Origin of the sequence: Reyranella sp. CPCC 100927 (genome assembly GCF_007859315.1) — a bacterium.
Classification (GTDB): Bacteria; Pseudomonadota; Alphaproteobacteria; order Reyranellales; family Reyranellaceae; genus Vineibacter.
Genome location: NZ_VOHA01000001.1, coordinates 781,712 through 805,427 on the forward strand (window position 1 = coordinate 781,712; position 23,716 = coordinate 805,427).

Here is a 23,716-nt window from a genome sequence, read left to right on the forward strand (position 1 = left end):
GGCGGCCCCGTCAGTGCAGCAGCGTGGCGAAGGCGCCGGCCAGCGCGGCGCGTGGATCCGTCGGCATCCAGGGCATGCGCCATGCAACGTGGCCGTCCGGTCGCACCAGCGCCGCGCCACGGCGGCCCAGCCTGCAGCCCGGATCGACACCCTGCACCGGCAGCTGCTTCAACGCGATGGGCAGGCCGAGCTGATCGGACACGGCGCGGCCGGCTTCGAGCCAGTCGCCGGCGTCCCGGCCGGCGACCAGCACGAAATCGCGGTCGAACCAGTCCAGGCTGGATGTCGTGTGTGCGTCGTCGAGCCAGAAGTGCGGGAAGCGGCTGCCCGGCCGGTCGGTGGGCGTGTAGTGGCGCGGATCATGCGCCGCCGGCGTCGAGCCGTCGCTGATGACGGCGCCCTGCTCGTAGGCGAAGCCCAGCGCCTGGCCGGTGCTGTGCATGTGGTTGTCGAGGTCGTTGAACCAGAAATCGATCCGCTCGCGATTGCCCGATCGGCAGGCCTCCTCGACATGCGGCAGGCGCCGCATGTTGCCGAAGCTCCAGTCGGCATTGGATTGCGCCACCGGCCGGCGCTCCTGGTCGTAACTGTCGATCAACCGCACCGACGCCTGCCCGTTGAGCACATAGGCCAGCTTCCAGGCGAGGTTGTGGGCGTCCTGCACGCCCGAGTTCAGCCCGAACCCGCCGGTCGGCGGAAAGCGATGCGCCGAGTCGCCGGCCAGCAGCACCCTGCCTTTGCGGAAGGTCGCGGCAACCTGCTTGCTCATACGCCAGGTCGAAGTGCTGATGCGTCGCACGTCGAGGTCATCGACGCCGATATAGGGCTGCAGGAAGGTGCCGACCTCGCTGTCGGGGACCGGCCGCTGGCGTTCGTCGCCGACCCCCATCACCATCAGCCAGCGATCGATGCCGTTGGTGTTGAGCACCGTGACCGACGGGATGGCCCGGTCCGGCGGGATGATACGGATCAACGCGGCTTGCTTGGAGACCGCAAAGCGCGAGAGGTCGACGCGCAGATAGTCGTTGATCAGCACCGCCAAGGATGGCGGCCCGATCATCTCGATCCCCGCCGCATGACGCGTGCCGCTGCCGGCACCGTCAGCGGCGACCAGCCAGTCGGCCTCCCAGGTCTCGATCGTGTCGGCGCGCAGGTCACGGATGCGGGCGCGGACATGCGTGCCGCGATCCTCGAAGTCCACCAGTTCGGTGGCAAAGCGTGCGGTGGCGATGCCGGTGTCGCGGACGGCACACAGCAGCGCCGCCTCGACGCCATCCTGCGCCACCAGGCATTTGCGCGCCGGCGTCTCCTCGCTGCGCGGCTCGGAGCGGGTGCGGCCGTACTCCGGGCCGGCCATTCGCTCCATCATCACCCAGACGTCGGTGCGGCCGGTCATGCCATGGGCGCGCACGGCGGCTTCGACGCCCCACTGACGGAAAATCTCCATGGTGCGCGTGTTGCAGCCGCGCGACTTGGGGTGATCGGTGGTCGTTGGACTGCGCTCCACCACTAGCGAACGCACGCCGAAACGCCCCAGCGCTGAGGCCATCGCCAGCCCGACCGGGCCGCCACCCACGATCAGCACCGGCACCTTGTTGATGTCCGTCATGCGCTTTCTCCCCGCCGTGATTTCATATGACAACAAAAAATTGTCAACAAAAAATACTCGACTAAGATCAGGCGCAATCGGTCTCCGGGGGATCCTGCCCATGCCTGCTGCCATCGCGCTCGAGCACTACAACGTCTATTGCCGCGACCTCGCGAAGACGGTGGATTTCTACGCGACGTATGTCGGCCTGCGAGACGGTGCGCGGCCGCCGTTCCCGTTCCCCGGCGCGTGGCTCTACGCCGGCGACCAGGCGGTGCTGCATTTGATATCGGAGAGCGGCCGAACGGCGCAGGGCAGCGGCGCGATCGATCATGTCGCGCTTCGGTGCAGCGGCATCGACGAGACGATCGCGCGCCTGAAGCGGGACGCTGTGCCCTATACGCTCTACAAGGTACCGGCGCGGCCGCTGCAGCTGATCTTCATCCGCGATCCCGACGGCATCCAGATCGAGCTGAATTTCTGGAACGAAGCGCCGGTGGACGAGGTGTGACGGTGCTCTTTCTCCTCTCCCCGCTCTCGCGGGGCGAGGGTTAACAACGTCCAGGATGATCTGTACCTACGCGTGCAGGTGGCACGCCACCGCGCGGCCACCGCTGCGGTCGCGCAGCGGCGGGTCCTCGGTCTTGCATGTGGCGGTGGCGTGCGGGCAGCGCGGGTGGAAGCGGCAGCCGGGCGGCGGGCGCAGCGCGCTCGGCACCTCGCCCGTGATGATCTGCTGCGGCCGCGTGGCCTCCAGCACCGGGTCGGGAATCGGCACCGCTGCCATCAGCGCCTGCGTGTAGGGATGCAGCGGCTCCTTGTAGAGCTGATCGCGCGTGGCGATCTCGACGATGCGGCCCAGATACATCACGGCGATGCGGTTGCTGATGTGGCGCACCACCGACAGGTCATGGGCGATGAACAGGTAGGCGAGCCCCAGCCGCTCCTGCAGCTCCATGAACAGGTTCACCACCTGCGCCTGGATCGAGACGTCGAGCGCCGACACCGGCTCGTCGCAGATGATCAGGCTGGGGTTGAGCGCCAGCGCGCGAGCGATGCCGATGCGCTGGCGCTGGCCGCCGGAGAATTCGTGCGGATAGCGTTCGGCCATGTCGGGCAGCAGGCCGACCAGGCGGATCAGCTCGGCGATGCGGGCACGGTACGCTGCCTTGTCGCCGGCGACGCCATGCACCACCAGCGGCTCGCCGACGATGTCGCCCACTTTCATGCGCGGATCGAGCGAACCGTACGGATCCTGGTAGACCATCTGCAGGCGCTGGCGCACCCTGCGCATGCGCCCTTTGTCGTGGCGCGCGATGTCCTCGCCCTCGAAGACGATGCGGCCGCTGGTCGGCTTGAGCATGCGCAGGATGGCAAGCCCGGTCGTCGACTTGCCGCAGCCGCTTTCGCCCACCAGGCCCAGCGTTTCGCCGCGGTTCAGCGTAAAGGAGACGCCGTCGACCGCTTTCACGGTAGCGACCTGCTTCTGGACCACCACGCCCTTGAGCACCGGGAAGTGGACCTTCAGGTCCTCGACGCGCAGCAGGGGGCCGGCGGTGGTGTCGGCCGCCGTTGCGGCCGCTTGTGTCGTCACGGTGTCAGGCATCGAGGAAACAAGCCTTGTAGTGGCGATCGCTGACAGCCTCGAGCGGCGGGCGCTCCTGGCGACAGCGGTCGGTGGCGGACTGGCAGCGCGGTGCGAAGGCGCAGCCCTTCGGCAGGTTGGCGAGATCGGGCGGTTGGCCTTCGATCGGCACCAGCCGTTGGCCGGTATCACCGTCCAGCCGTGGGATCGAGGCCATCAGGCCGCGGGTATAGGGATGGCGCGGCTTGGTATAGAGATCGATGGCGGGTGCGGTCTCGACGATGCGGCCGCCATACATCACCACGACGCGATCGGCGTAGCGCGCCACGACGCCCAGGTCATGCGTGATCAGGATCAGCGACGAGTTCGCTTCGCGTGTCAGCTGCTTGAGCAGCGCCAGGATCTGCGCCTGCACCGTCACGTCGAGCGCGGTCGTCGGCTCGTCGGCGATGATCAGCTTGGGATCGCAGGCCAGCGCCATGGCGATCATCACGCGCTGGCGCATGCCGCCGGAGTACTGATGCGGATACGAATTGAGCCGGCTGCCGGCATCGGGAATGGCGGCCTTGGACAGCAGTTCCTTGGCGCGCGCGAAGGCCGTTGCCCACGAGGCCTTGCGGTGCAGGTTCGCCGGCTCGCCGACCTGCATGCCCACCGTCAGCGCCGGGTTCAGCGACGACATCGGCTCCTGGAAGATCATGGCGATGCTGTTGCCGCGAATGGCGCGCACCTCGGCATCGCTGAGCTTCAGCAGGTCACGGCCGTCGAACAGCACCTCGCCCTGCTCGATGCGACCGGGCGGGTTGGGGATCAGGCGCAGGATCGAGAGCGCCGTCACGCTCTTGCCTGAACCCGACTCGCCCACGATCGCCACCGTCTCGCCGCGGGCGACGTCGAACGACACGCGGTCGACCGCCACCACCTTGCCACGGTCGGTGCGGAAGGTGGTGACCAGGTCGCGGACCTGCAGCAGCGGCGCCTTGGCGGGCGCCGGTGCCGGCCGCGGTGCGGTCAATGTTTGCTCTGACACAACAGCCACGCTTCGTACCTCTTGTTGCTTCCTGGGAGCGCGGGCGTCCCGCCCGCTCACATCTCGGCGCTACGCGCCGTGCGGGCCGGAGGCCCGCGCTCCCGGGTTTTAGAACCCCATCTTCTTCTTGAGTTCCTGGTCGAGCCACAGGCGGGCATAGATCGGGCCCGGCCGCACCGCGCCGGCACGCAGCTCGCCGTCGTAGTTCTTCACCCACGGCCACCACGCCGTATAGATGTAGGGTGTCGGCAGCCAGAGATAGGGCGCTTTGTCGAGGATCTCGCGCGTCATTTCCTTCAGCATTTCCTGGCGCTTTTCCTCGTCGCGCGTGCGGTAGACCTCGTCCATCTTCTTGTCGAAGGCCGGATCCGACCAGCCCGACGGGTTCCATTGCTGGCCCGTCGTGAAGCTCTTGCGGATCGTGGTGGTCGGGTTGGTATGGCCGTTGTTCATGAAGTAGCCGGCCGTCATGGTGCGCGAGGTCATGGCCGACAGGAACGCGGCATACTCCATGGGCTGGATCTCAAGCTTGATGCCGACCTGCTCGAGATAAGCGGCGACCAGCGGCAGCAGCTCCATGTGGTCGGGGCTGCACGAGCAGACCTGGACCTTGAAGCTGAAGTTCTTGGGCACGCCGGCTTCGTCGAGCAGCTTGCGTGCCTTCTTGGGATCGTAGGTGAAGAGTTCTTTGATGGAGGCCGGCATCTTCTCGAGCGGCTCGAAGTAGCCGATGTAGTCCGGGTGCATCGGGTAGGCGAACAGCTCGGCGTTGCCGGCGTAGTAGGCGCTGACGATCTCCTGCTTGTTGACCGCCATGTTCAGCGCCCGGCGCACGCGCACATCGTCGAATGGCTTCTGGTTGACCAGGAACGACATGAACGTGCCACTCATGTTGAGCCAGCGCGACCATTTCAGCTGCGGTGCGCTCTTCTTCAGGCTCTCCACGTTCTGCCAGCGGATGTATTCCAGCAGGTCGAGCTTGCCGGTGCGTAGCGCGGCGATGTTGGTCGCCTCATCCTTGATGGTGCGGTAGACGACCTTGTCGACGAACGGCAGCTTGTAGTCGACGCCGCCGATCTTGTCCTTGTCCCAGTAGTTCGGATTCTTGGTGTAGGTGTTGGAATTGCCGGACACGAAATCGGTCAGCATGAAGGGGCCGGTGCCGTTGGCATTCTTCCAGTTGGCGATGCCGGCCTCGACCACCTCGCGCGGATAGATGCCCGAGAAGTAACCCCAGCCGAACCGGTAGTCCCACTCGGCGAAGAATTCCTTGAAGGTGATGACGACGGTATGGCTGTCGGTCGCCTCGACCTTCTGGACGTGGTCGAAGTAGCCGACGATCTTCTTGGGGCTCTTGTCGAGGCGGGTGTAGGCGTAGACCACGTCGTCAGCCACCAGCTCGCGGCTCTTCATCACGCCCGCCTTCTCCGGGAACATGATGCCCTTGCGCAACTTGATCTCGATGCGCAGCGGGTTGTCCTTCCACTGCCAGCTTTCGGCCAGTTCGCCACGCGTGCCGTCGCTGGGCAGCCAGGCATCGGCATAGAAGGCGTGCTTGCCGCCTGCCTTCTTGCTCTTCGACAGGTCGGCGGCGAACAGCTGTTCGTAGAACTGGCCGCTGTCGTGATTGGATTTCCAGTTCCAGTCGGCCGGATCCCACGACAGCGCCGACAGGGTCACGTAGACCGTGCCGACCTCCAGCGTGCCGCCGTACTGCGGTTTATCGCCGCCTTGCGCGTGCGCCGCCGGCTGCCCGAGCAGCAGCGCGGCACCCAATGTGAACGCACCCAGCGTTCGTTCCCAACCTGTCCTCATGTCACCCTCCCTGTTGTCGTTTCAGTATCCCATCTTCTTTTTCAGCTCCTGGTCGATCCAGATGCGGGCATAGATTGGTCCCGGCCGCAGGGCGCCGACATACATCTCGCCGCCATAGTTCTTCACCCAGGGCCACCATGCCGCATAGACGTACTGCGTCGGCAGCCAGATATAGGGCGCCTGCGCCATGATCTCGGCCGTCATCTCGCGCAGCATCTCCATGCGTTTCTCTTCGTCCTGGGTGCGGTAGACCTCCTCCATCTTGGCGTCGAACTTGGGATCCGAGTACATCGACGGATTCCACTGATGCCCGGTCGTGAAGCTCTTGCGGATGCTGGTGGTGGGGTTGGTGTGGCTGCTGCTCATCAGGTAGGCCGACGCATGCTTGCGGGTCATCATCGTCGACAGGAATGCGGCGTACTCCATGGGCTGCAGCTCGACCTTGACGCCGATCTGCTCGAGATAGGCCACCAGCAGGGGTGCCAGCTCGGTGTGGTCCGGCGAGCAGGCGCAGAACTGCATCTTGAAGCTGAAGCCCTTGGGATAGCCGGCCTCGGCCAGCAGCTTCTTGGCCTTGGCGGGATTGTATTCGTACATCTCCTGTGCCGCCGGCGGCAGCTTGTCGAGCGGGTCGAAATAGCCCGACCACTCGGGATGCATCGGATAGGCGTGCAGTTCGGCCTGGCCCTGGTAGTGGGCGGCGATGATTTCCTTCTTGTTGATGGCCAGGTTCATTGCCCGGCGCACGCGCACATCATCGAACGGCTTGGTGTCGGTGCGCATCGCGACGAACGAACCCAGAGTCGACAGCCGTTTGTTCCATTGCAGCTGCGGCACGCTCTTCTTCATCTCGTCGACGTGGCGCACGCTGATCGACTCCAGGATGTCGACCTTGGCCGTGCGCAAGGCGGCGTTCATCGTCGCTTCGTCCTTGATGGTGCGGTAGATCAGCTTGTCGACGAACGGAATCTTGTAGGCCTGCCCGCCGATGGTCTCCTTGTCCCAGTAGATCGGATTCTTCGTGTAGGTATTGGAGTTGCCCTGCACGAAGTCCGTCAGCATGAAGGGACCGGTGCCGTTGACGTTCTTCCAGTTGGTGGCGCCGGCATCGATCACTTCTTTCGGCGTCACCGGCGTGTAGAAGCCCCACGCCAGACGTGCATCCCAGTCGGCGTTGTACTCTTTCAGATAGTAGACGACCGTGTACTTGTCCTTGGCTTCGACCCGATCGACGAAATCGTAGACGCCGGGGATCGCCTTTGGACTGGAGATCAGCCGTTTATAGGTGAACACGACATCATCAGCCGTCAGTTCGCGCTCGGCCATCACGCCCTGCTTGGCGGGAAACATCACGCCCTTGCGCAAGGTGAAGACGACCGACAGCGGGTTCTGCACCAGCTCCCACTTCTCGGCGAGCTCGCCGCGTTGGGCGCCTGGCGGCAGGAAGGCGTCGATGGAGAAGCTGTACTTGCCGCCTTTGCGCAGGCTCCTGTCGAGGTCGCCCGCGACGAGCTGCTCGTAGAACTGGCCGGTGTCGTGGTTCAGTTTCCAGTTCCAGTCGTAAGGATCCCACGACAGCGCCGACAGCGTGTAGAACACCGTGCCGATTTCGAGTGTGCCGCCGTATTGCGGCTTCGCCGGTGTCTGCGCGTTCGCCACCGGCTGCCCGATCAGCAAGCCGGCACTCAGCGCAAAGGCACCAAAAGCGCGACTCCAACCCACCTTCATGTCACCCTCCCTAGGTCACAGCATCATGGGTATCTGCCGGCGCGCTCTTTGGGGCGCGCTTCGGCAGGGATGGCGTCGAGGGGTCAGTATCCCATCTTCTTTTTCAGCTCCTGGTCGATCCAGATACGGGCATAGATCGGGCCGGGCCGGATCGATCCCACGCTCAGCTCGCCACCGTAGTTCTTCACCCACGGCCACCAGGCGGCGAAGGTGTAGGGCGTCGGCAGCCAGATATAGGGCGCCTGTCCCACGATCTCCGCCGTCAGATCGCGCAGCATTTCCATGCGCTTCTCTTCGTCCGGTGCACGGAAGACCTCGTCCATCCTGGCGTCGACCTTGGGGTCGGCGTACATCGACGCGTTCCAGGTCTGGCCGGTGACGAAGTTCTTGCGGATGCTGGTCGTCGGGTTGTTATGGCTGTTGTTCATCAGGTAGGCCGCGGCGTGTTTCTTCGTCGTCATCGCCGACAGGAACGCCGCATATTCCATCGGCTGCAGTTCGATCTTCACGCCGATCTGCTCGAGATAGGCCACCAGCAGCGGCGCCAGCTCGGTGTGATCGGGCGAGCAGGCGCAGTACTGCATCTTGACCGTGAAGCCCTTGGGGTAGCCGGCCTCGGCTAGCAGCTTCTTGGCCTTGGCCGGATCGTAGGCGTACATCTCCTGCGCCGCCGGGGGCAGCTTCTCGAGCGGGTCGAAGTAGCCCGTCCAGTCCGGATGCATCGGGAAGGCGTGCAGCTCGGCATGGCCCTGGTAATGGGCTGCGATGACCTCCTTCTTGTTGATGGCGAGATTCATCGCCCGGCGTACGCGCACGTCGTCGAATGGCTTGGTGTCCGTGCGCAGCGCCACATACTGGCCGAGGAAGGAAAGCCGCTTGGACCATTGCAGGTTGGGACTGCTCTTCTTGATCTCATCGACACTGCGCGCTTGGATTGCTTCCAGGATGTCGATCTTGCCGCTGCGCAGCGCGGCGTGTTGTGTCGCCTCGTCCTTGATGGTGCGGTAGACCAGCTTATCGACGAATGGAATCTTGTAGGCCTGCCCGCCGATGGTCTCCTTGTCCCAGTAGATCGGGTTCTTGGTGTACGTGTTGGAGTTGCCCTGTACGAAGTCGGCGAGCACGAATGGGCCGGTGCCGTTGACGTTCTTCCAGTTGCCGGCGCCGGCATCGATGACCTCCTTCGGCGTCACCGGTGTATAGAAGCCCCAGGCCAGTCGGTAGTCCCACTCGGCGTTGTATTCCTTGAAATAGTAGACGACGGTGTACTTGTCCTTGGCTTCGACGCGGTCGACGAAGTCGAAATAGGTCGGGATTGCCTTGGCGCTGGCGCGCAGCCGGTTGAAGCTGAAGACGACATCCTCGGCGGTCATCTCGCGCTCGGGCATTACACCCGGCTTCTCCGGGAACATGACGCCCTTGCGCAAGGTGAAGACCACCGACAGCGGGTTCTGCACCATCTCCCATTTCTCGGCGAGCTCGCCGCGCTGTGCACCGGGCGGCAGGTGAGAGTCGATGGTGAAGGCGTACTTGCCGCCCTTGCGCACGCTCTTGTCGAGATCGCCGGCGATGAGCTGTTCGTAGAACTGGCTGGTGTCGTGGTTCAGCTTCCAGTTCCAGTCGTTCGGATCCCACGACAGTGCCGACAGCGTGGCAAATATGGTGGCGATCTCCAGCGTGCCGCCATACTGCGGCTTGGCCGGAGTCTGCGCCATCACCGTGCCGCCCATCGCCAACGCCAGCGCGCCGGCCATCAAACCTTTGCCCAAACTGCGCAAACTCATCATCACCCCCTCCTCTTTATTTTCCTCCCCGGCGAAGCTGGGGGAGGGAATAGTCACCGGCTGCCGCGCATGCGCGGATCGAGCAGATCACGCAGCGCGTCGCCGAACATGTTGGTGGCGTAGACGACCACGGTCAGGCACAGGCCAGGCGCCAGCGCCAGCCACGGTCCCTGGTACATGAAAGTGCGGCCGGCGCCCGACAGCATGCCGCCCCAGGTCGGCGCCGGCGGCGGCACGCCCAGGCCCAGGAACGACAGCCCCGACTCGACCAGGATCACCACGCCCAGGCGGGTGGTGAACAGCACGATCACCGGCGGCATCACGTTGGGCAGGATGTGGCGCCACAGGATGCGGAACGTCGAGGCGCCGGTCGACTGGGCGGCATGCACATACATGTTCTCGCGCACCGAGATCACGGCGCTGCGGATGATGCGCGAGCCGGCGATGCCCAGCAGCAGGCCCAAGGTGCCGATGATCTGCGGCATGCCCGGGCCCAGCACCGAGACCACCACGATCAGGATGATCAGGTCGGGGAAGCTCATCCAGGCGTCGACGAAGCGCTGCACGATCATGTCGAACTTGCCGCCGAGATAGCCGGTGAGGATGCCCAGTACGACCGATATGATCGTCGCCAGCCCGGCGGCGCAGAAACCGATGATCACCGACAGCTGCGCGCCGTAGAGGCAGCGCGAGAACATGTCGCGGCCCAGATTGTCGGTACCGAACGGGTACTGCAGTGAGGGCGGCTTCAACCGGTTGAGCGGGCTGATTTGGTTCATGCCGTAGGGCGCCAGCACGTCGGCGAAGACGCCACAGAACAGGAACAGCACGAAGACGGCGGCGCACACGGCGCCCAGCGGCTTTTCCCGCACCAGCCGGATGACGAAGCGCGTGAACGGACTGCGCGACCGGCGCGGCGCCGTCGTGACGGCGGTGTCGGCGATGCTGGCCATCAGCGGTACCTCACCTTGGGATCCAGAACGCCGTAGCTGAGATCGACGATCAGGTTGATGACCATCACCGCCACACCGACGATCAGGAACACGCCGGTGATGATCGGATAGTCGCGCTGGCTCACGGCATCCAGCAGCAACAGGCCCATGCCGGGGATGACGAAGATCTGCTCCAGGATGACGGCGCCGCCGATCAAGAGCGGCGCCTGCAGGCCGATCAGGGTCACCACCGGGATCAGCGCATTGCGCAGCGCGTGGCGCACCACGACCAGACGTTCGTCCAAGCCCTTGGCCCAGGCGGTGCGCACGTAGTCCTGGCGCAGCACTTCCAGCATCATGGTGCGCGTCAGCCGCATGGTGACGGCCGACAGCGCGCAGCCCAGGATGACGGCCGGGATCGCCATCTGTCCCAGGTTGCGCAGCGGGTCCTGGGTGAACGGCACGAACTTCACGTCGGGCGACCAGCCCCACCAGATCGACGGGAACACCATCACCATCGTGCCGACCCAGAAGCTCGGCACCGACAGCATCAGGATGGAGAACGAACGCGCGACATAGTCGCCGGCGGTGTCCTGGCGGATCGCCGAGTACACGCCGATCGGGATGGCGACAGCCAGCGCCACCAGCAGCGCCAGGAAGCCGAGTTCGAAGGTGATCGGCAGGCGCACCAGCAGCTGCTCGGCCACCGGCGTGTTCTGCCACAGCGACTTGCCGAAATCGCCCTGGATCAGGATGGCGTAGATCCAGCGGAAGTACTGCAGGTACATCGGCTGATCCAGCCCCAGCGCCATCTCGAGCTGCTCGCGCGACTTCTTGCCGGCACTGATGTCGTTGGACGACAGCATAAGGTCGATGATGTCGCCGGGGATCAGCCGCACGGTTACGAACACGATGACGCTGGCGAAGAACAAGGTCGGGATCAGCGCCAGCAGACGGCGTGCGATATACGCCTGCATGTCAGTCGGCCTCCGCCGTCACGTTGGTCTCGTTTGCGGCGGTTGCCGATCGCCGGGGCCGCCGTCGCGACGGTGCCGGATCCTCCGGCTCGGCGACGGCGTGGCGCCGCTGTGCCGCCATCGCCGCCAGCATGTGGTCGCGCGAGGCTTCCAGCAGCAGGCGGCCGATGCGCTCGGCGCCGTCGGCATCGCTGTTCTTGATCGCGCGCAGCATGTCGCCCCACAGCCGTGCCGATTGCTGACGTCGCGCGCGGCTCGTGAAATCGAGCGGTGTCTCGTGCCAGGCCATGCGCCACAGGGCGCGGCCCTTGAGTTCTTCCATCATCCGGATCAGCGGCCGGTTGCCGCTGCAGCAGATCACGGCTTCCTGCGCCTCCATGGCGATCTTGGCGTGCTCCAGCGGCGTGATGTCCATCGCCTCGGCCGAGCGGCGCAGGCGCGCGACCTGTGCCGCCAGGCGCTCGACGACGTCAGGCGCCGCCTGCTCGATGGCCTGGCGCGCCGCCAGTCCCAGCAGCACGCCGCGCACGCTGAACAGCGCGGCAAGATCGGCCGGATCGAAGACGCGCACCCGCGCGCCGTGGCGCGGCACGATCTCCACGAAGCCACGACGCTCCAGGATGCGAAACGCCTCGCGCACGGGACCGCGGCTGACCTGGTAGTGCTCGGCGAATTTCTCTTCCTTCAGCCGGCTGCCGGGTGGACAGTCGCCGTTCATGATCTGGTGGCCGAGATGGTCGGCGATCTGTTGCGGCAGCGGCAGGGCGCAGATCGTCGGACTGTCGGCACTGTCGCCAGCAGCGGTCGATCGTCGTAGCACGGCCACGGTGCTATCGCTTGCCGCGCCACGATGGCGCGACGACGGAGCGTCCATGTTTCCTCCCGCTGCACGCTCTTGTCGGCGCGCTCATTCGGCGGGCGCCATTTGCGAAGCTGGTCGAAAAATTGTCAACAAAAAACAAGAATGCGTATCGATGGGCGCAACGGAACCGCATGCTTCAACCGCAATTCAGAATGCGTGTACGCAGGGAAGCTCTTCGCGGGTGTCGATTGACCGTGTTCTTCTTCGCCGCGATTCTGACGCATCGTCCCTCTGTCGCCGTGAGGAGTTGCCGTGTCCGATACCGCCGCGCCATCCGATGACGCGTTGCCGCTCGCCGGCGTGCGGGTGCTGGATATCAGCTCGTTCATTGCGGCGCCGGCGGCGGCCACGGTGATGGGCGACTGGGGCGCCGACGTCATCAAGGTCGAAGGCCCGGACGGCGATCCCAACCGCCAGATGGTGCAGGGCTCGGTGAGCTACCCCAAGAGCCCGATCAACTATGCCTGGCATCTCGACAGCCGCAACAAGCGCTCGGTCATGCTCGATCTGAAGCAGCCCCAGGCACGTGCCGCACTCGACCGGCTGATCGCTGTCTCCGACGTTCTGATCTGCAATTTTCCGCCGGTGGTGCGCGAGCGCCTGCGGTTGCGCTACGAGGACGTGAAGGCCGTCAATCCGCGGTTGATCTATGCCTCGCTCACCGGCTACGGCGAGACCGGTCCGGATCGCGACCGGCCGGGCTTCGATGCCACCGCCTATTTCGCGCGTTCCGGCCTGTTCGATGCCCAGCGCTATGAAGGTGCGCCCCCCGGCACCGCTGTGCCGGCGCAAGGCGATCGCGCCACCGCCATGGGACTGGTGTCGGCGATCCTGATGGGCCTGATGCGTCGCGCCAAGACGGGGCAGGGCAGCTGGGTCGGCACGTCGCTGCTGGCCAACGGCATCTGGTCGTGCGGGGTCGTCGCCCAGGCCGCCCTGGTCGGCGCCTTCCTGCCGCCGCGGCCGCCGCGCGAGCGGCCGCGCAGTGCCCTGGGCAATCTCTATCGCACCCGCGATGATCGCTGGATCCAGCTGGTGATCGTGCGCGAGGACAAGCTGTGGCCGGCGCTGTGCCGCGTACTGGGCCTGTCGGTATTGGAGAAGGATGCGCGCTTTGCCACGGTCGAGGCGCGCCGGTCGCGCGCGGCCGAACTGGCGGCGCTGTTCAGCGACGTCTTCGCCACCCGTGATTACGTCGACTGGTGCGCCGCGCTGGCTGCGGCCGACGTGACGTTCGGCGTGATCAGCCGTCCGCAGGACCTGCCCGACGATGAACAGGCCGTCCATGCCGGCGCTATTGTCGCGGCGGACAATCCCGACATGCCGCGCACCATCGGCAACCCGATCCGGCTCGACTTCGCGCAGCCGCGCACCGCCGGCCCCGGCCCGACATTGGGCCAGCACACCGAGGAGGTGCTGCGCGAGGCCGGTCTGTCCGACGCCGATATCGCTGCGCTGCGCTCGGGATGACGGCGGGAGACCTCTTTGACATGACCGACGACACGGCATTGGACGACGAACTGCCGCTGGCCGGCGTGACGGTGCTCGATGTCAGCTCCTTCATCGCCGCACCAGCGGCGGCGGTCGTGCTGGGCGATTTCGGTGCCGACGTCATCAAGGTCGAGCCGCCGGGCACCGGTGATCCGCATCGCAACAGCTGGCAGAATCCCAACTACCCGCGCACCGACGTGAACTTCGTCTGGCAGCTCGATGGCCGCAACAAGCGCTCGGTCGCGCTCGATCTCAAGCATCCCGACGGTCGCGCCGCGTTCGATCGCCTGGTGGCGCGCGCCGACGTGATGATCGTGAACTTCCCGTTGCCGGTGCGCGATCGCCTGCGGCTGCGCTTCGAGGATGTCGCTGCGGTCAACCCGTGCCTGGTCTACGCCTCGCTCACCGGCTACGGCGAGAGCGGGCCGGATCGCGACATGCCGGGTTTCGACGTCAATGCCTACTTCGGCCGTGCCGGCATTCTCGATGCCCAGCGCTACGAGGACGGTCCGCCCGGCTTCTCGCTGCCGGCCCAGGGCGATCGCTGCGCCGCCATGACCATCGTGTCCGCCATCCTGCTGGGCCTGCGCCGGCGCGATCGCACCGGCAAGGGCGGCTGGGTCGGCACGTCGCTGTATGCCAACGGCGTGTGGTCGAACGGCACCCTGGCCCAGGCGGCGCTGGTCGGCGGCTTCATCACGCCGCGGCCGCCGCGCGAGCGGCCGCGCAACGCGCTGGCCAACATCTACCGCACGCGGGACGACCGCTGGGTGCAGTTGACCCTGGTGCGCGAGGACAAGGGCTGGGACCGGCTGTGCCGGGCGCTGGGACGGCCCGACCTCGCGACCGATACCCGTTTCGCCACGCGCGAGGCGCGCCGGACCCACAGTGTGGCGCTGGCCGCGATCCTCGACGACGCCTTCGCCCGGCACGACTGGCCGCACTGGCGTCAGGTCCTGCGCGCCCACGAGGTGACGTTCGGGGTGATCGAACGGCTGCAGGACCTGCCCGACGATCCGCAGGCGTACCATGCTGGTATCATTGCAGAAACTAAGTCTCCTGACGTGCCGCGCACCATCAATAATCCGGTGCGTCTGGGGTTCGCCCGGCCTCGCGAGGCCGGCGCGCCGCCGTCGGTCGGGGAGCACACCGCGCAGGTTTTGCGGGAGGCTGGCTTGTCGGATGGGGAGATCGCGACCCTGCGTTCGCGCGGAGCGACGAATTAAGCATTGTCGCGCATAAACTTGCGGGGTGCCGGGTGCTTTTTTAGCGGACGACTTATGAAATTGACGCGATTTGACCTCCAAAGTGAGTGTTTCTTCACGATCTTCTCACGGGGCCGGGCCCACCCTCTCACGTGACAGATGCGCACATAAGCGCATCGACCGGATGCATCAGCGACCGAGTTTGACGGCTGCAATGCATCTGCCTCCTCAGGGGCGAAGCCCGGAGCGACCCCGGGCGACGCCCCGTCTCAGAGCCATGACGTGGGACCGCGGCAACGCGGTCCCACGCGGCCACCGCTTCCACAGGACGATCCGATCGACGCGTGCGGGTTGACCCGCCGGGGTGCTGTCGTGATCCTGCGCCCAAAGCAAGTTTCGTCCGGGAGGAACCGTGGCCGATATCGCCACTTGTGAGGCAGCACTGCCGTTGGCCGGCGTGCGCGTACTCGATGTTGCGTCCTTCATCGCCGGGCCGGCAGCGGCGACGGTGATGGCCGATTTCGGTGCCGACGTGATCAAGGTCGAGCCACCCGACGGTGATCCGCTACGGCGCATGGGCGATGGCGCCGGCATGCCCAAGTGCGGGGTCGACTATTCCTGGGCGTTGGACAACCGCGGCAAACGCGCCATCGCGCTCGACCTGAAGAGTGACGCCGGCCGGGCTGTGCTGGACCAGCTGATCGCGCGCGCCGACGTGCTGATCACCAACTATCCGTTCCCGGTGCGGGCCCGCCTGCGGCTGCGTTACGACGACGTGGCGCCGATCAACTCGCGGCTGATCTATGCCTCGCTGTCGGGCTACGGCGAGACCGGGCCAGAAGCCGATCAGCCCGGGTTCGACATCACGACGTATTTCGGCCGTTCCGGCATCGTCGATACGATGCGGGTGGCCGATGGTCCGCCCGCGCTCACCCTGCCGGCGCAGGGCGATCATCCGACGGCGATGACCCTGTTCGGCGCCATCATGCTGGCGCTCTATACGCGTCAACGCACCGGCCGCGGCGGCCAGGTGGCGACCAACCTGCTGCACAACGGCATCTGGTCCAACGGCATCTTCGCGCAGGCCGCACTGCTGGGCGCCTTTCCCGAGCCGCGCCGCGGCCGACAGTTCGCCAAGAACGCACTCGCCAACGCCTACCGTGCCCGTGACGGGCGCTGGTTGTCGCTGGTCATCGTGCGCGAGGAGCGGCTGTGGGCCGGCTTCTGCCGTGCCATGGACCTGCCGCAGCTGACCGATGACCCGCGCTTCGCGTCGCGTGCGGCACGCGCCGAGCGTGTGCCCGAGCTGATGGCGATCCTCGACGCCCAGTTCGCCACCCGCGATCTGGGCGACTGGCGCGTGCGACTGGCGGCGGCCGGCATCACCTTCGGCGTCCTGCCCGGCCTGCGCGATCTGCCGGACGATCCGCAGCTTGCCGCCAACGGCACGTTTGTCGCGACCGGCGATACCGATGTGCCGCGCACCATCGCGAGCCCGTTCAGTTTGGCGGGCGTGTCACAGGCGCCACCGCGCCGCGCACCGGGTCTGGGCGCCCACACCGACGAGATCCTGCGCGAAACCGGCCACGATGCCGACGCCATCGCCACGCTGCGCGCCAGCGGCGCGGTGGTGTGACGGCGCCTCTTCTTTCGCCGCTGCGGGAGAAGGGGAAGCGGCCGGCTATACCCGCTGCGCCGGCGTGCTTTCAGCGTCCCCGCCGTTGCGCCGGGCGCGCTGTTCGACCGGCTTTTGCACCTGCGTCAGGTTGTAGGCCGTGTTGACCAGCGCGATGTGCGAGAATGCCTGCGGGAAATTGCCGACCAGGCGCTGGCGCACGACGTCGTATTCCTCCGACAGCAGGCCGACATCGTTGCGCAGCGCCAGCAGGCGTTCGAACAGTCGGCGCGCATCGTCGGGTCGCCCCATCAGGACGTAGGCATCGGCCAGCCAGAAGCTGCAAGCCAGGAACGCCCCCTCGCCCGGCGGCAGGCCGTCCTGCGCGGCAGTCGTGTCGTAGCGCAGCACGAAGCCATCCACCAGCAGGTGGCGTTCGATCGCATCGACGGTGCCGCGGATGCGCGGATCGCTGGGCGGCAGGAAACCGACCGCCGGCAGCAACAGCAGGCTGGCGTCCAGTTCGCGGGCGCCGTAGGCGCGCACGAAGCTGCCCAGCTGCGGATCGAAGCCGTTGGCGCAGATGTCGTCATGGATGGTTTGTGCCAGTTGCCGCCAGCGCTTGATCGGCGCTTCCAGCCCGAACATCTCGGCGCCCTTCACGGCGCGATCCAGCGCCACCCACGCCATGACCTTGGAATAGGTGAAGTGCTCCGGCGCGTCGCGCACTTCCCAGATGCCGGTGTCGGGCTGGTCCCAGATCTTGGTGAGGTGCTCGATCAGTGCACGCTGCATGCCCCAGGCGGCCTCGCCGCTGTCGAGGCCAACGCGACGGGCTTGGTGCAATGCGTCCATCACTTCGCCGTAGACGTCGAGTTGCAGTTGATTGTGCGCCGCGTTGCCGATGCGCACCGGGGCCGAGTTCTCGTAGCCGGGGAGCCATCCTACGGCCCATTCCGTCAGCCGCCGCTCGCCGCCCACGCCATACATGATCTGCGCCTGCGCCGGGACGCCGGCGATCGCGCGCAACAGCCAGCCGCGCCACGCCTGTGCTTCCTCGTAGTAGCCGGCGTTCATGAGGGCCAGCAAGGTGAGCGTCGCATCGCGCAGCCAGCAGAAGCGATAGTCCCAGTTGCGCGTGCCACCCAGTCGTTCGGGCAGCGATGTCGTCGGTGCTGCCACGATCCCGCCGGTCGGCGTGTAGATCAGCGCCTTGAGCGTGATCAGCGATCGCTTGACCGCGCCGCTCCATTCGCCGGCCGGTTTGCACTGTGCCGCCCAGCGCTGCCAGAACGCTTCGGTGGTGGCGAGTGCCGCGCGCGGATTGATCGGTTGCCGCGTGATCGGCTGGTTGGAGGCACAATAGGTCAGCACGAACGGAATCGTGTCGCCCGGTGTGACGACGAATTCGGCGACCGTGCGCAGATCCTCGCCGCGCAAGGCGACCGGCGTGCGCAGCAGCGCCATGTCGGGTCCGGCCACGGCGCGCAGCGCGCCGTCTTCCATGCGCGTCACCCAGGGTACCGTCGCGCCGTAGCCGAAGCGCAGCACCAATTCGGTGCGCATCGGCACCCGGCCTTCGACGCCAACCACCAGCCGGATCAGCGCCGCCTGCGGGTCACGCGGCGGCATGAAGTCGATCACGGTGACGATCCCGGAGTCGGTTGCGAAGCGGGTTTCCAGGATCAGGGTGTCGTCCCGATAGCGCCGTGACACGCGCGCCGGCTGCACGGGCGCCAGCAGCCAGCGTCCATGATCGGGGGTTCCCAGCAGGGCGGTGAAGCAGGCATCCGAATCGAAGCGCGGCAGGCACAGCCAGTCGATCGAGCCGTCGCGTCCGACCAGCGCCGCCGTTTCGCCATCACCGATCAGGGCGTAGTCCTCGATCTTCAGGGCCACGGCGGATCCCCCTGCAGCGACAAACGGAAACCGGCGTCGGAACAGGCGCCGGCTGGTGTCGTTAACGATCCAGCACGCGGCGAGGTTGCCGCGGGTGACGGATCACGCGTGCGTCAGCGGCAGTGCGCCGCGGTCGGCCGCAACGGAGACTGATGATGAGCCATGTTTATGCGATCAATGAAGTCGTCGGCACGTCGGAAACCAGCATCGAGCATGCCATCAAGACGGCGTTGAGCACGGCGGCGCAGACCGTGCGCAATCTCGACTGGTTCGAGGTCGGCGAAATCCGCGGCCATATCGAGGACGGCAAGGTCGCCCACTATCAGGTCAGGGTCCGGCTGGGGTTCCGCTACGAACGGCCGCCCGGCAAGACGGCGTGACGCATTTCACGCATCCGTCCGCGGTCAGGACGAGGAGCCGATGATCGGTCCAGGAATTCGATCCCCGGCCATCTGTGTGCTTACTCGTGTGATGTTGCCGCGCCATGCGGGAGGAAAGACGCCGGCGGTCGGGGAGGGGCGACCGCCGGCGCGAACGACGATTGAGCGTCGCTCTCAAGCTCTCCAGAACGGCTTGCTGGCTTCGTAGTTGATCACGCCCGGGTCGATGCCCAGGTCGCGCGCGTCGCGCGCCGTGAGGCGGGCCAACTCGGCGCGATCATGGGCGCGCTGGCGCCAGCGCCGCACCGCGGCCGCCAGGCGTGTCGGCAGCGATTCACGCGCCGGGGTGGACAGGGCATTGGTGTAGGTGGTGTAGGCCATGTGACTCTCCATCGAATCGGTGTTGCGACCCACTACGCTGTCAAATCAGGTGCTTGCCCGTGCCGTGCCGAGAAGGCGCGCGAACCAGCCGCGCGCCGCCGCGGCGGCGGCCTGGGCGATGTCCAGGACCGCTTCGGCACGCAGGGCCCGAGCCCGGGCTTCGAGTTGCGGGCGGTCGTAGGAACGGATGAATTTCCCTTGTGCCAACGCGGTCTTCGTCGTGTTGCGATCAGCCATGGGTGCCTCCTCCAATGAGGCTTTCAGTGCTGACGGATATGCGACCACGCCTGGGTCTTTACAAACGACGATGGGTCGGGGCAGGATAAGAAAACCTCATGAGTTAGGCGTGTGCCATCACGCTGTATCTGGAGAACTCCATGCGTCGTTCGCTACCGCCGCTGAACGCCTTGCGGGCCTTCGAGGCCGCCGCGCGCCATCTGTCCTTCACCGATGCGGCCGATGAGTTGGCCGTGACCCAGGCCGCCATCAGCCATCAGATCCGCGGCCTGGAGGACCGCATGGGGCTGAAGCTGTTCGTGCGGCGCAATCGCGAGATCCTGCTGAGCGAGGCTGGCCAAGCCTACCTGCCGGGTGTGCGCCAGGCTTTCGACCTGCTGCACGATGCCACCGAGCGTCTGCTGAAGACCGATGCCAGCGGCCCGCTCACCGTCACCACCACCGCCTCGTTCGCCACCAAGTGGCTGGTGCCGCGGCTGGGATCGTTCCAGCAGGAATATCCCGACATCGATGTGCGCATTTCGACCAACACGGCGCTGGTCGACTTCGCGCGCGATGATGTCGACATCGGCATCCGCTACGGCCGCGGCCAGTGGCCGGGTACCGCCGCCGAACGCCTGGTCGCCGAGGACATCTTCCCGGTGTGCAGTCCGGCGCTGCTCAAGGGGTCCAAGGCGCTGCGCCGCCCGTCCGACCTCAAGGACCACACCCTGCTGCATGTCTCGACGTTTCGCGACGACTGGCAGGTGTGGCTGACCGCCACCGGCGTGAAGAGTGTCGATCCGACACGGGGCCTGAAGTTCGACCTGGCGCTGGCGGCCATCCAGGCCGCGACCGAGGGGCTGGGCGTGGCCCTGGGACGCGGGCCGCTGGTCGAGGCCGACATGAAGGCCGGCCGCCTGGTGGCGCCGTTCGACGTCAAGCTGCCCAGCGACAGCGCCTACTACGTGGTGGCACCGGCCGAGCGCCTGCGCCGCCCCAAGATCAAGGCCTTCGTGACCTGGCTGCGCGAAACCGTGGCCCGCGAAAAAGCCGCGACCTGATTCCCGCCGACGCCTCATCCTGAGCCCGGCGACGGGCGGACGCCTCCCCAGCTTCAACCGGGGAGGCGTCGTTTCGACATGATATTTGCATTTACAAATAAATCGAATCGAGTCAGGATGCGCCTCACAACAGGGAGGATCGGACATGGCGCTCGATTTCGGTTACTTCACGCTCAGCGACAACCGCTATCCCAACAACCCGCGCAGTGCCGAGCAGTTCCTGAAGGACATCTACGTCGAGGCCCTGTGGGCTGAGACGGTGGGCATGAACTCGGCCTGGATCGGCGAGCATCACTTCAACCTGTTGGGCGTGAACGCCTCGCCGGTCGCCATGCTGGCGCAGATCGCGGGTGCCACCAAACGCATCCGCCTGGCGCCGGCGGTGACGTTGCTGCCGGTGCATCATCCGCTGCATGTCGCCGAGGAATGGGCGACGCTCGATCTGCTGTCGGGTGGCCGCGTCGACTTCGCCGCCGGCCGCGGCTACGACCGGCTGGAGTACGGGCCGTTCCAGGCCTCGTTCGAGGACTCGGCCGAGCTGTTCGCCGAAGGGCTCGAGGTCGTGTGGCGCGCCTGGACCGAGCCCGGCAAGTGGTCGCACAAGGGCCGCTTCTACCAGTTCGACGACATCGAGGTGCGGCCGCGGCCGGCGCAGAACCCGCTGCGCCCGTATGTCGCCTGCTTCTCGCGCCCGTCGATGGAGCTGGCGGCGAAGAACGACTGGAACATCATCTACGCGCCGTTTGCCGCCGCCATGGTCTACGGCTCGCTGGCCGATGCGGTGCGGGTCTACCGCGAGGAGTGCGAGACCAAGTACAAGCGCCCGGCACGGCGCGCCATGTGCTCTTACTTCGTGCACGTCGCCTCGACGCCGGAGGAGGAGCGCTACGGCAAGGAAGCGCTGATCCGCTATTTCCACGATGCGCTGATCGCGGCTTTCCCGTCGACTTCGGGCGAGAAGGTGCCGCCGACCTACAAGTACTTTGTCGACATCGTGAACATCCTGCGCGGCATGAAGGCCGATACCTTGACCACCAAGTCGGTGATCTGCGGTTCGCCACAGCACATCATCGATACCTTGAAGGGCGTCGAGGCCGCCGGCATCGCCGAGGTGATCCTGTATTTCAACTACGGCGCCCAGCCCCATGCCATGGTCAAGGACCAGATGCAGCGCTTCATGGAGGAGGTGGCGCCGGCGTTCGAGGGCAGCCATACCGCGCTGCGCCTGAAGGCCGCAGAGTGAAATGCATGAAAGGGTACGGGGTACGACCGGTCGGCCTGCGGCGTTGATCCACGATGATCGTCGGGTGCCGCGAGGCTATATAGAGGCCTCGCGACGCCTGCCTGGACCCATGCTGCCGCTCGACAATTACGTCCCCTATCTGCTGAACCGTGCCGGCGCCCGTATTGCGCAGGCGTTTTCCGAGGAGATGCGGGCGCTCGGCACCACCCTGCAGGCCTGGCGCGTGCTGGCAGCGCTGCGCGATCGCGACAACCAGCGCGTGTCCGAGCTGGCGGACCACACCAGCATCGAGATCTCGACGCTCTCTCGCGTGCTCGACGGCATGCAGAAGCAGGGCCTGATCGCGCGACGGCGGGCGCCGGATGACGGCAGGGTCGTCACGCTCCACGTCACCGCCGCCGGCCGCCGGCTGACGGACCGGATCATCCCGATCGCCGAACGGTACGAGCATGTCGCCGTGGCGGGCCTGACGTCGTCCGAGGCCGACATGCTCAAGCGCCTGCTGCGGCGGGTCTACGCCAACATGGACCGGCTGTCGGGCCCGGCAAGCTGAAGAACGATCCGCGCGCGTACCGGGACGCCTGCATGTAGGCGCCAGCCTTTCGTGCGCCCCCATCTGCCGCCGTCTCATCCGTTCGACGGATGACGGAACGGAACGAGCAGCCGAATGATGGGCGGACAAGCCCACCAGGCGGCGCGACGGCGGAGGATGACATGGACCTGACGGAGATCAGCTTTCCGGTCGGCAGGAACGGCGGCAACCTGCCGCTCGACGTCTTCAATGTCGTCACGCGCCTGAACACGGTTCCGCCGGGAAAAGGGGGGCCCGAATCGCCGCTGGATGTCACGGCGCTGGTCAGCGATCCCGACGCCCTGGGCAATGCGATCAAACGGTTCCAGACCAAGCAGGGCTTGCCCAGCCGGGACGGGCGCATTGATCCCGGCGGCGCGACCTGGCAGCGCCTCAAGAAGGTTTCCGGTCCGATACCGGGCGTGCCGACTCCCAGCGACAGCCGCACGTTGGAGGCATTGCCGGCGCTGCCGCCGAGCTGGACCTTCGATCGACCTGACAAGAATTTCGACATGCTGGCCGATCCGGCCGCGGTCACGCGAGACTGGATCCTGCCTTTCGGGGGCTCGCCGGGGCGCGAGTGCGACATGCGGCTGTATCGTATCCCGAAGAAGAACCAGTTCGTCGGTGTCGCTTATCCCAGGGGCGTGGGGACGCTCAAGGCGATCATGATCTACTTCCATCACCCGATGCACCCGCAGAATCCCGAGTACGCCAGCGATCCGTTCGGCTACGTCAGCTTCGGCATCGGCGACTACATGGTCGGCCGCATGAAGGTGATCAAGCAGCTCGCACGCTCCCGGCGCGACGTTGCCGTCGTGGTGCCGTCGCCATCGGCGACCGGTGTCGGTGTGTTTCAGAGCGACGAGAAGCTGGTGAGCGCGGCGCTGCGCGAGATCGTCGAGGATCTCACGGGAACGGCGAGCGACCTGCCGTTGATCCTGGCACACTACAGCGGCGGCTTCGACTTCCTGTTCAAGTTCGTAGAGGCGTGCCCGCAGCTGACCAAGCGCGTTCGCGCCGTCTACGACTTCGACGGGCGGCATCACGTCAACTGCCCCAACAGCAAGTTCACCGCGTTGGCGGCGAACGGCGCTCAGGTCATCCAGTACTCGGGCGAGGATGTCGTGGCGATGGGCAAGCGCACGCGGGAGGAGGCGTTGGGGATCAATGCCGCCAAGAACCCGGCCCTGATCAACCTGCCTTACGCGCGCTGGGAAAAGAACAGCGCCTGGCCGGGGGCGAGGCACCCGTTCCAGCGGTCGTGGGTTCACGAGATGGTGCCGACCTGCATGCTGCTGCACGCACTCGTCACCACGCGCTTCCTCGGCTAGCGCCGCGCACTGTCAT

General features: G+C 66.2%; 21 protein-coding genes. 9 read left to right on the forward strand and 12 right to left on the reverse strand.

What is annotated here, in order from left to right:
* Positions 1-10: 10 nt before the first annotated feature.
* Complete coding sequence (locus FQU96_RS03480; protein ID WP_178130291.1) at positions 11-1,609, reverse strand: FAD-dependent monooxygenase; 1,599 nt, start codon at positions 1,607-1,609, stop codon at positions 11-13.
* 100 nt (positions 1,610-1,709) lie between these two features.
* Between FQU96_RS03480 and FQU96_RS03485 the strand changes: the two genes are divergently transcribed.
* The gene (locus FQU96_RS03485; RefSeq protein WP_178130292.1) at positions 1,710-2,099 is read left to right on the forward strand and encodes a VOC family protein; all 390 of its coding nucleotides are present in this window, start codon (positions 1,710-1,712) and stop codon (positions 2,097-2,099) included.
* 66 nt (positions 2,100-2,165) lie between these two features.
* Here the strand turns inward: FQU96_RS03485 and FQU96_RS03490 are convergent, their stop codons facing one another.
* The 8 genes from FQU96_RS03490 to FQU96_RS03525 form a co-directional block, all read right to left on the reverse strand.
* On the reverse strand, positions 2,166-3,194 hold the full coding sequence (locus FQU96_RS03490; protein ID WP_146539432.1) for an ABC transporter ATP-binding protein: 1,029 nt from the start codon (positions 3,192-3,194) through the stop codon (positions 2,166-2,168).
* Entirely contained in the window at positions 3,187-4,203 is a 1,017-nt protein-coding gene (locus FQU96_RS03495) for an ABC transporter ATP-binding protein (protein WP_255467873.1), read from the reverse strand. The genes FQU96_RS03490 and FQU96_RS03495 overlap by 8 nt, the downstream gene beginning before the upstream one ends.
* 108 nt (positions 4,204-4,311) lie before the next feature.
* Positions 4,312-6,018: an ABC transporter substrate-binding protein gene (locus FQU96_RS03500; RefSeq protein WP_146539434.1), complete on the reverse strand. Its 1,707-nt coding sequence runs from the start codon at positions 6,016-6,018 to the stop codon at positions 4,312-4,314.
* Between the two features lie 21 nt (positions 6,019-6,039).
* Complete coding sequence (locus FQU96_RS03505) at positions 6,040-7,746, reverse strand: ABC transporter substrate-binding protein (protein ID WP_146539435.1); 1,707 nt, start codon at positions 7,744-7,746, stop codon at positions 6,040-6,042.
* An 83-nt stretch (positions 7,747-7,829) separates the two neighbouring features.
* Entirely contained in the window at positions 7,830-9,530 is a 1,701-nt protein-coding gene (locus FQU96_RS03510) for an ABC transporter substrate-binding protein (protein ID WP_218574583.1), read from the reverse strand.
* Between the two features lie 53 nt (positions 9,531-9,583).
* A complete protein-coding gene (locus FQU96_RS03515; RefSeq protein WP_146539437.1) occupies positions 9,584-10,483 on the reverse strand; it encodes an ABC transporter permease in 900 nt (299 codons plus the stop codon).
* On the reverse strand, positions 10,483-11,439 hold the full coding sequence (locus tag FQU96_RS03520) for an ABC transporter permease (RefSeq protein WP_146539438.1): 957 nt from the start codon (positions 11,437-11,439) through the stop codon (positions 10,483-10,485). Before FQU96_RS03520 ends, FQU96_RS03515 begins: the two co-directional genes overlap by 1 nt.
* 1 nt (position 11,440) lies before the next feature.
* Positions 11,441-12,313, reverse strand: coding sequence for a GntR family transcriptional regulator (locus tag FQU96_RS03525; RefSeq protein ID WP_146539439.1), 873 nt, complete (start codon positions 12,311-12,313; stop codon positions 11,441-11,443).
* Between the two features lie 240 nt (positions 12,314-12,553).
* Here FQU96_RS03525 and FQU96_RS03530 point away from each other — a divergent pair, with 240 nt between their 5' ends.
* The 3 genes from FQU96_RS03530 to FQU96_RS03540 all read left to right on the forward strand — a co-directional run bounded on the left by FQU96_RS03530 (position 12,554) and on the right by FQU96_RS03540 (position 16,633).
* Positions 12,554-13,771, forward strand: a complete 1,218-nt coding sequence (locus FQU96_RS03530; RefSeq protein ID WP_146539440.1) for a CaiB/BaiF CoA-transferase family protein — start codon at positions 12,554-12,556, stop codon at positions 13,769-13,771.
* 20 nt (positions 13,772-13,791) lie between these two features.
* Entirely contained in the window at positions 13,792-15,018 is a 1,227-nt protein-coding gene (locus tag FQU96_RS03535; protein ID WP_255467817.1) for a CaiB/BaiF CoA-transferase family protein, read from the forward strand.
* A gap of 391 nt (positions 15,019-15,409) precedes the next feature.
* Positions 15,410-16,633 carry a CaiB/BaiF CoA-transferase family protein gene (locus tag FQU96_RS03540; RefSeq protein ID WP_255467818.1) on the forward strand — a complete coding sequence of 408 codons (1,224 nt, stop codon included), beginning with the start codon at positions 15,410-15,412 and terminating at the stop codon, positions 16,631-16,633.
* A gap of 45 nt (positions 16,634-16,678) precedes the next feature.
* On the opposite strand, the gene FQU96_RS03545 is transcribed toward FQU96_RS03540, so the two are convergent.
* Positions 16,679-18,511: a glycoside hydrolase family 15 protein gene (locus tag FQU96_RS03545; protein WP_146539442.1), complete on the reverse strand. Its 1,833-nt coding sequence runs from the start codon at positions 18,509-18,511 to the stop codon at positions 16,679-16,681.
* Positions 18,512-18,663: 152 nt separating this feature from the next.
* Between FQU96_RS03545 and FQU96_RS03550 the strand changes: the two genes are divergently transcribed.
* Positions 18,664-18,891, forward strand: a complete 228-nt coding sequence (locus tag FQU96_RS03550; RefSeq protein ID WP_146539443.1) for a dodecin — start codon at positions 18,664-18,666, stop codon at positions 18,889-18,891.
* 174 nt (positions 18,892-19,065) lie between these two features.
* Here FQU96_RS03550 and FQU96_RS03555 read toward each other — a convergent pair whose 3' ends face one another.
* Both FQU96_RS03555 and FQU96_RS03560 read right to left on the reverse strand, forming a co-directional pair.
* On the reverse strand, positions 19,066-19,272 hold the full coding sequence (locus tag FQU96_RS03555) for a DUF1127 domain-containing protein (RefSeq protein ID WP_146539444.1): 207 nt from the start codon (positions 19,270-19,272) through the stop codon (positions 19,066-19,068).
* A 45-nt stretch (positions 19,273-19,317) separates the two neighbouring features.
* Positions 19,318-19,509 (reverse strand): hypothetical protein, encoded by a 192-nt coding sequence (locus FQU96_RS03560; protein ID WP_146539445.1) that lies wholly within the window; start codon positions 19,507-19,509, stop codon positions 19,318-19,320.
* Positions 19,510-19,649: 140 nt separating this feature from the next.
* On the opposite strand from FQU96_RS03560, the gene FQU96_RS03565 reads away from it, so the two are divergent.
* From FQU96_RS03565 to FQU96_RS03580, 4 genes are all read left to right on the forward strand, one after another.
* Positions 19,650-20,552, forward strand: coding sequence for a transcriptional regulator GcvA (locus FQU96_RS03565; protein WP_146539446.1), 903 nt, complete (start codon positions 19,650-19,652; stop codon positions 20,550-20,552).
* A gap of 145 nt (positions 20,553-20,697) precedes the next feature.
* The gene (locus tag FQU96_RS03570; protein WP_146539447.1) at positions 20,698-21,795 is read left to right on the forward strand and encodes an LLM class flavin-dependent oxidoreductase; all 1,098 of its coding nucleotides are present in this window, start codon (positions 20,698-20,700) and stop codon (positions 21,793-21,795) included.
* 109 nt (positions 21,796-21,904) lie between these two features.
* Positions 21,905-22,348, forward strand: a complete 444-nt coding sequence (locus FQU96_RS03575) for a MarR family winged helix-turn-helix transcriptional regulator (RefSeq protein ID WP_178130293.1) — start codon at positions 21,905-21,907, stop codon at positions 22,346-22,348.
* Between the two features lie 161 nt (positions 22,349-22,509).
* Positions 22,510-23,700 carry a peptidoglycan-binding protein gene (locus FQU96_RS03580; RefSeq protein ID WP_146539449.1) on the forward strand — a complete coding sequence of 397 codons (1,191 nt, stop codon included), beginning with the start codon at positions 22,510-22,512 and terminating at the stop codon, positions 23,698-23,700.
* Positions 23,701-23,716: the final 16 nt, after the last annotated feature.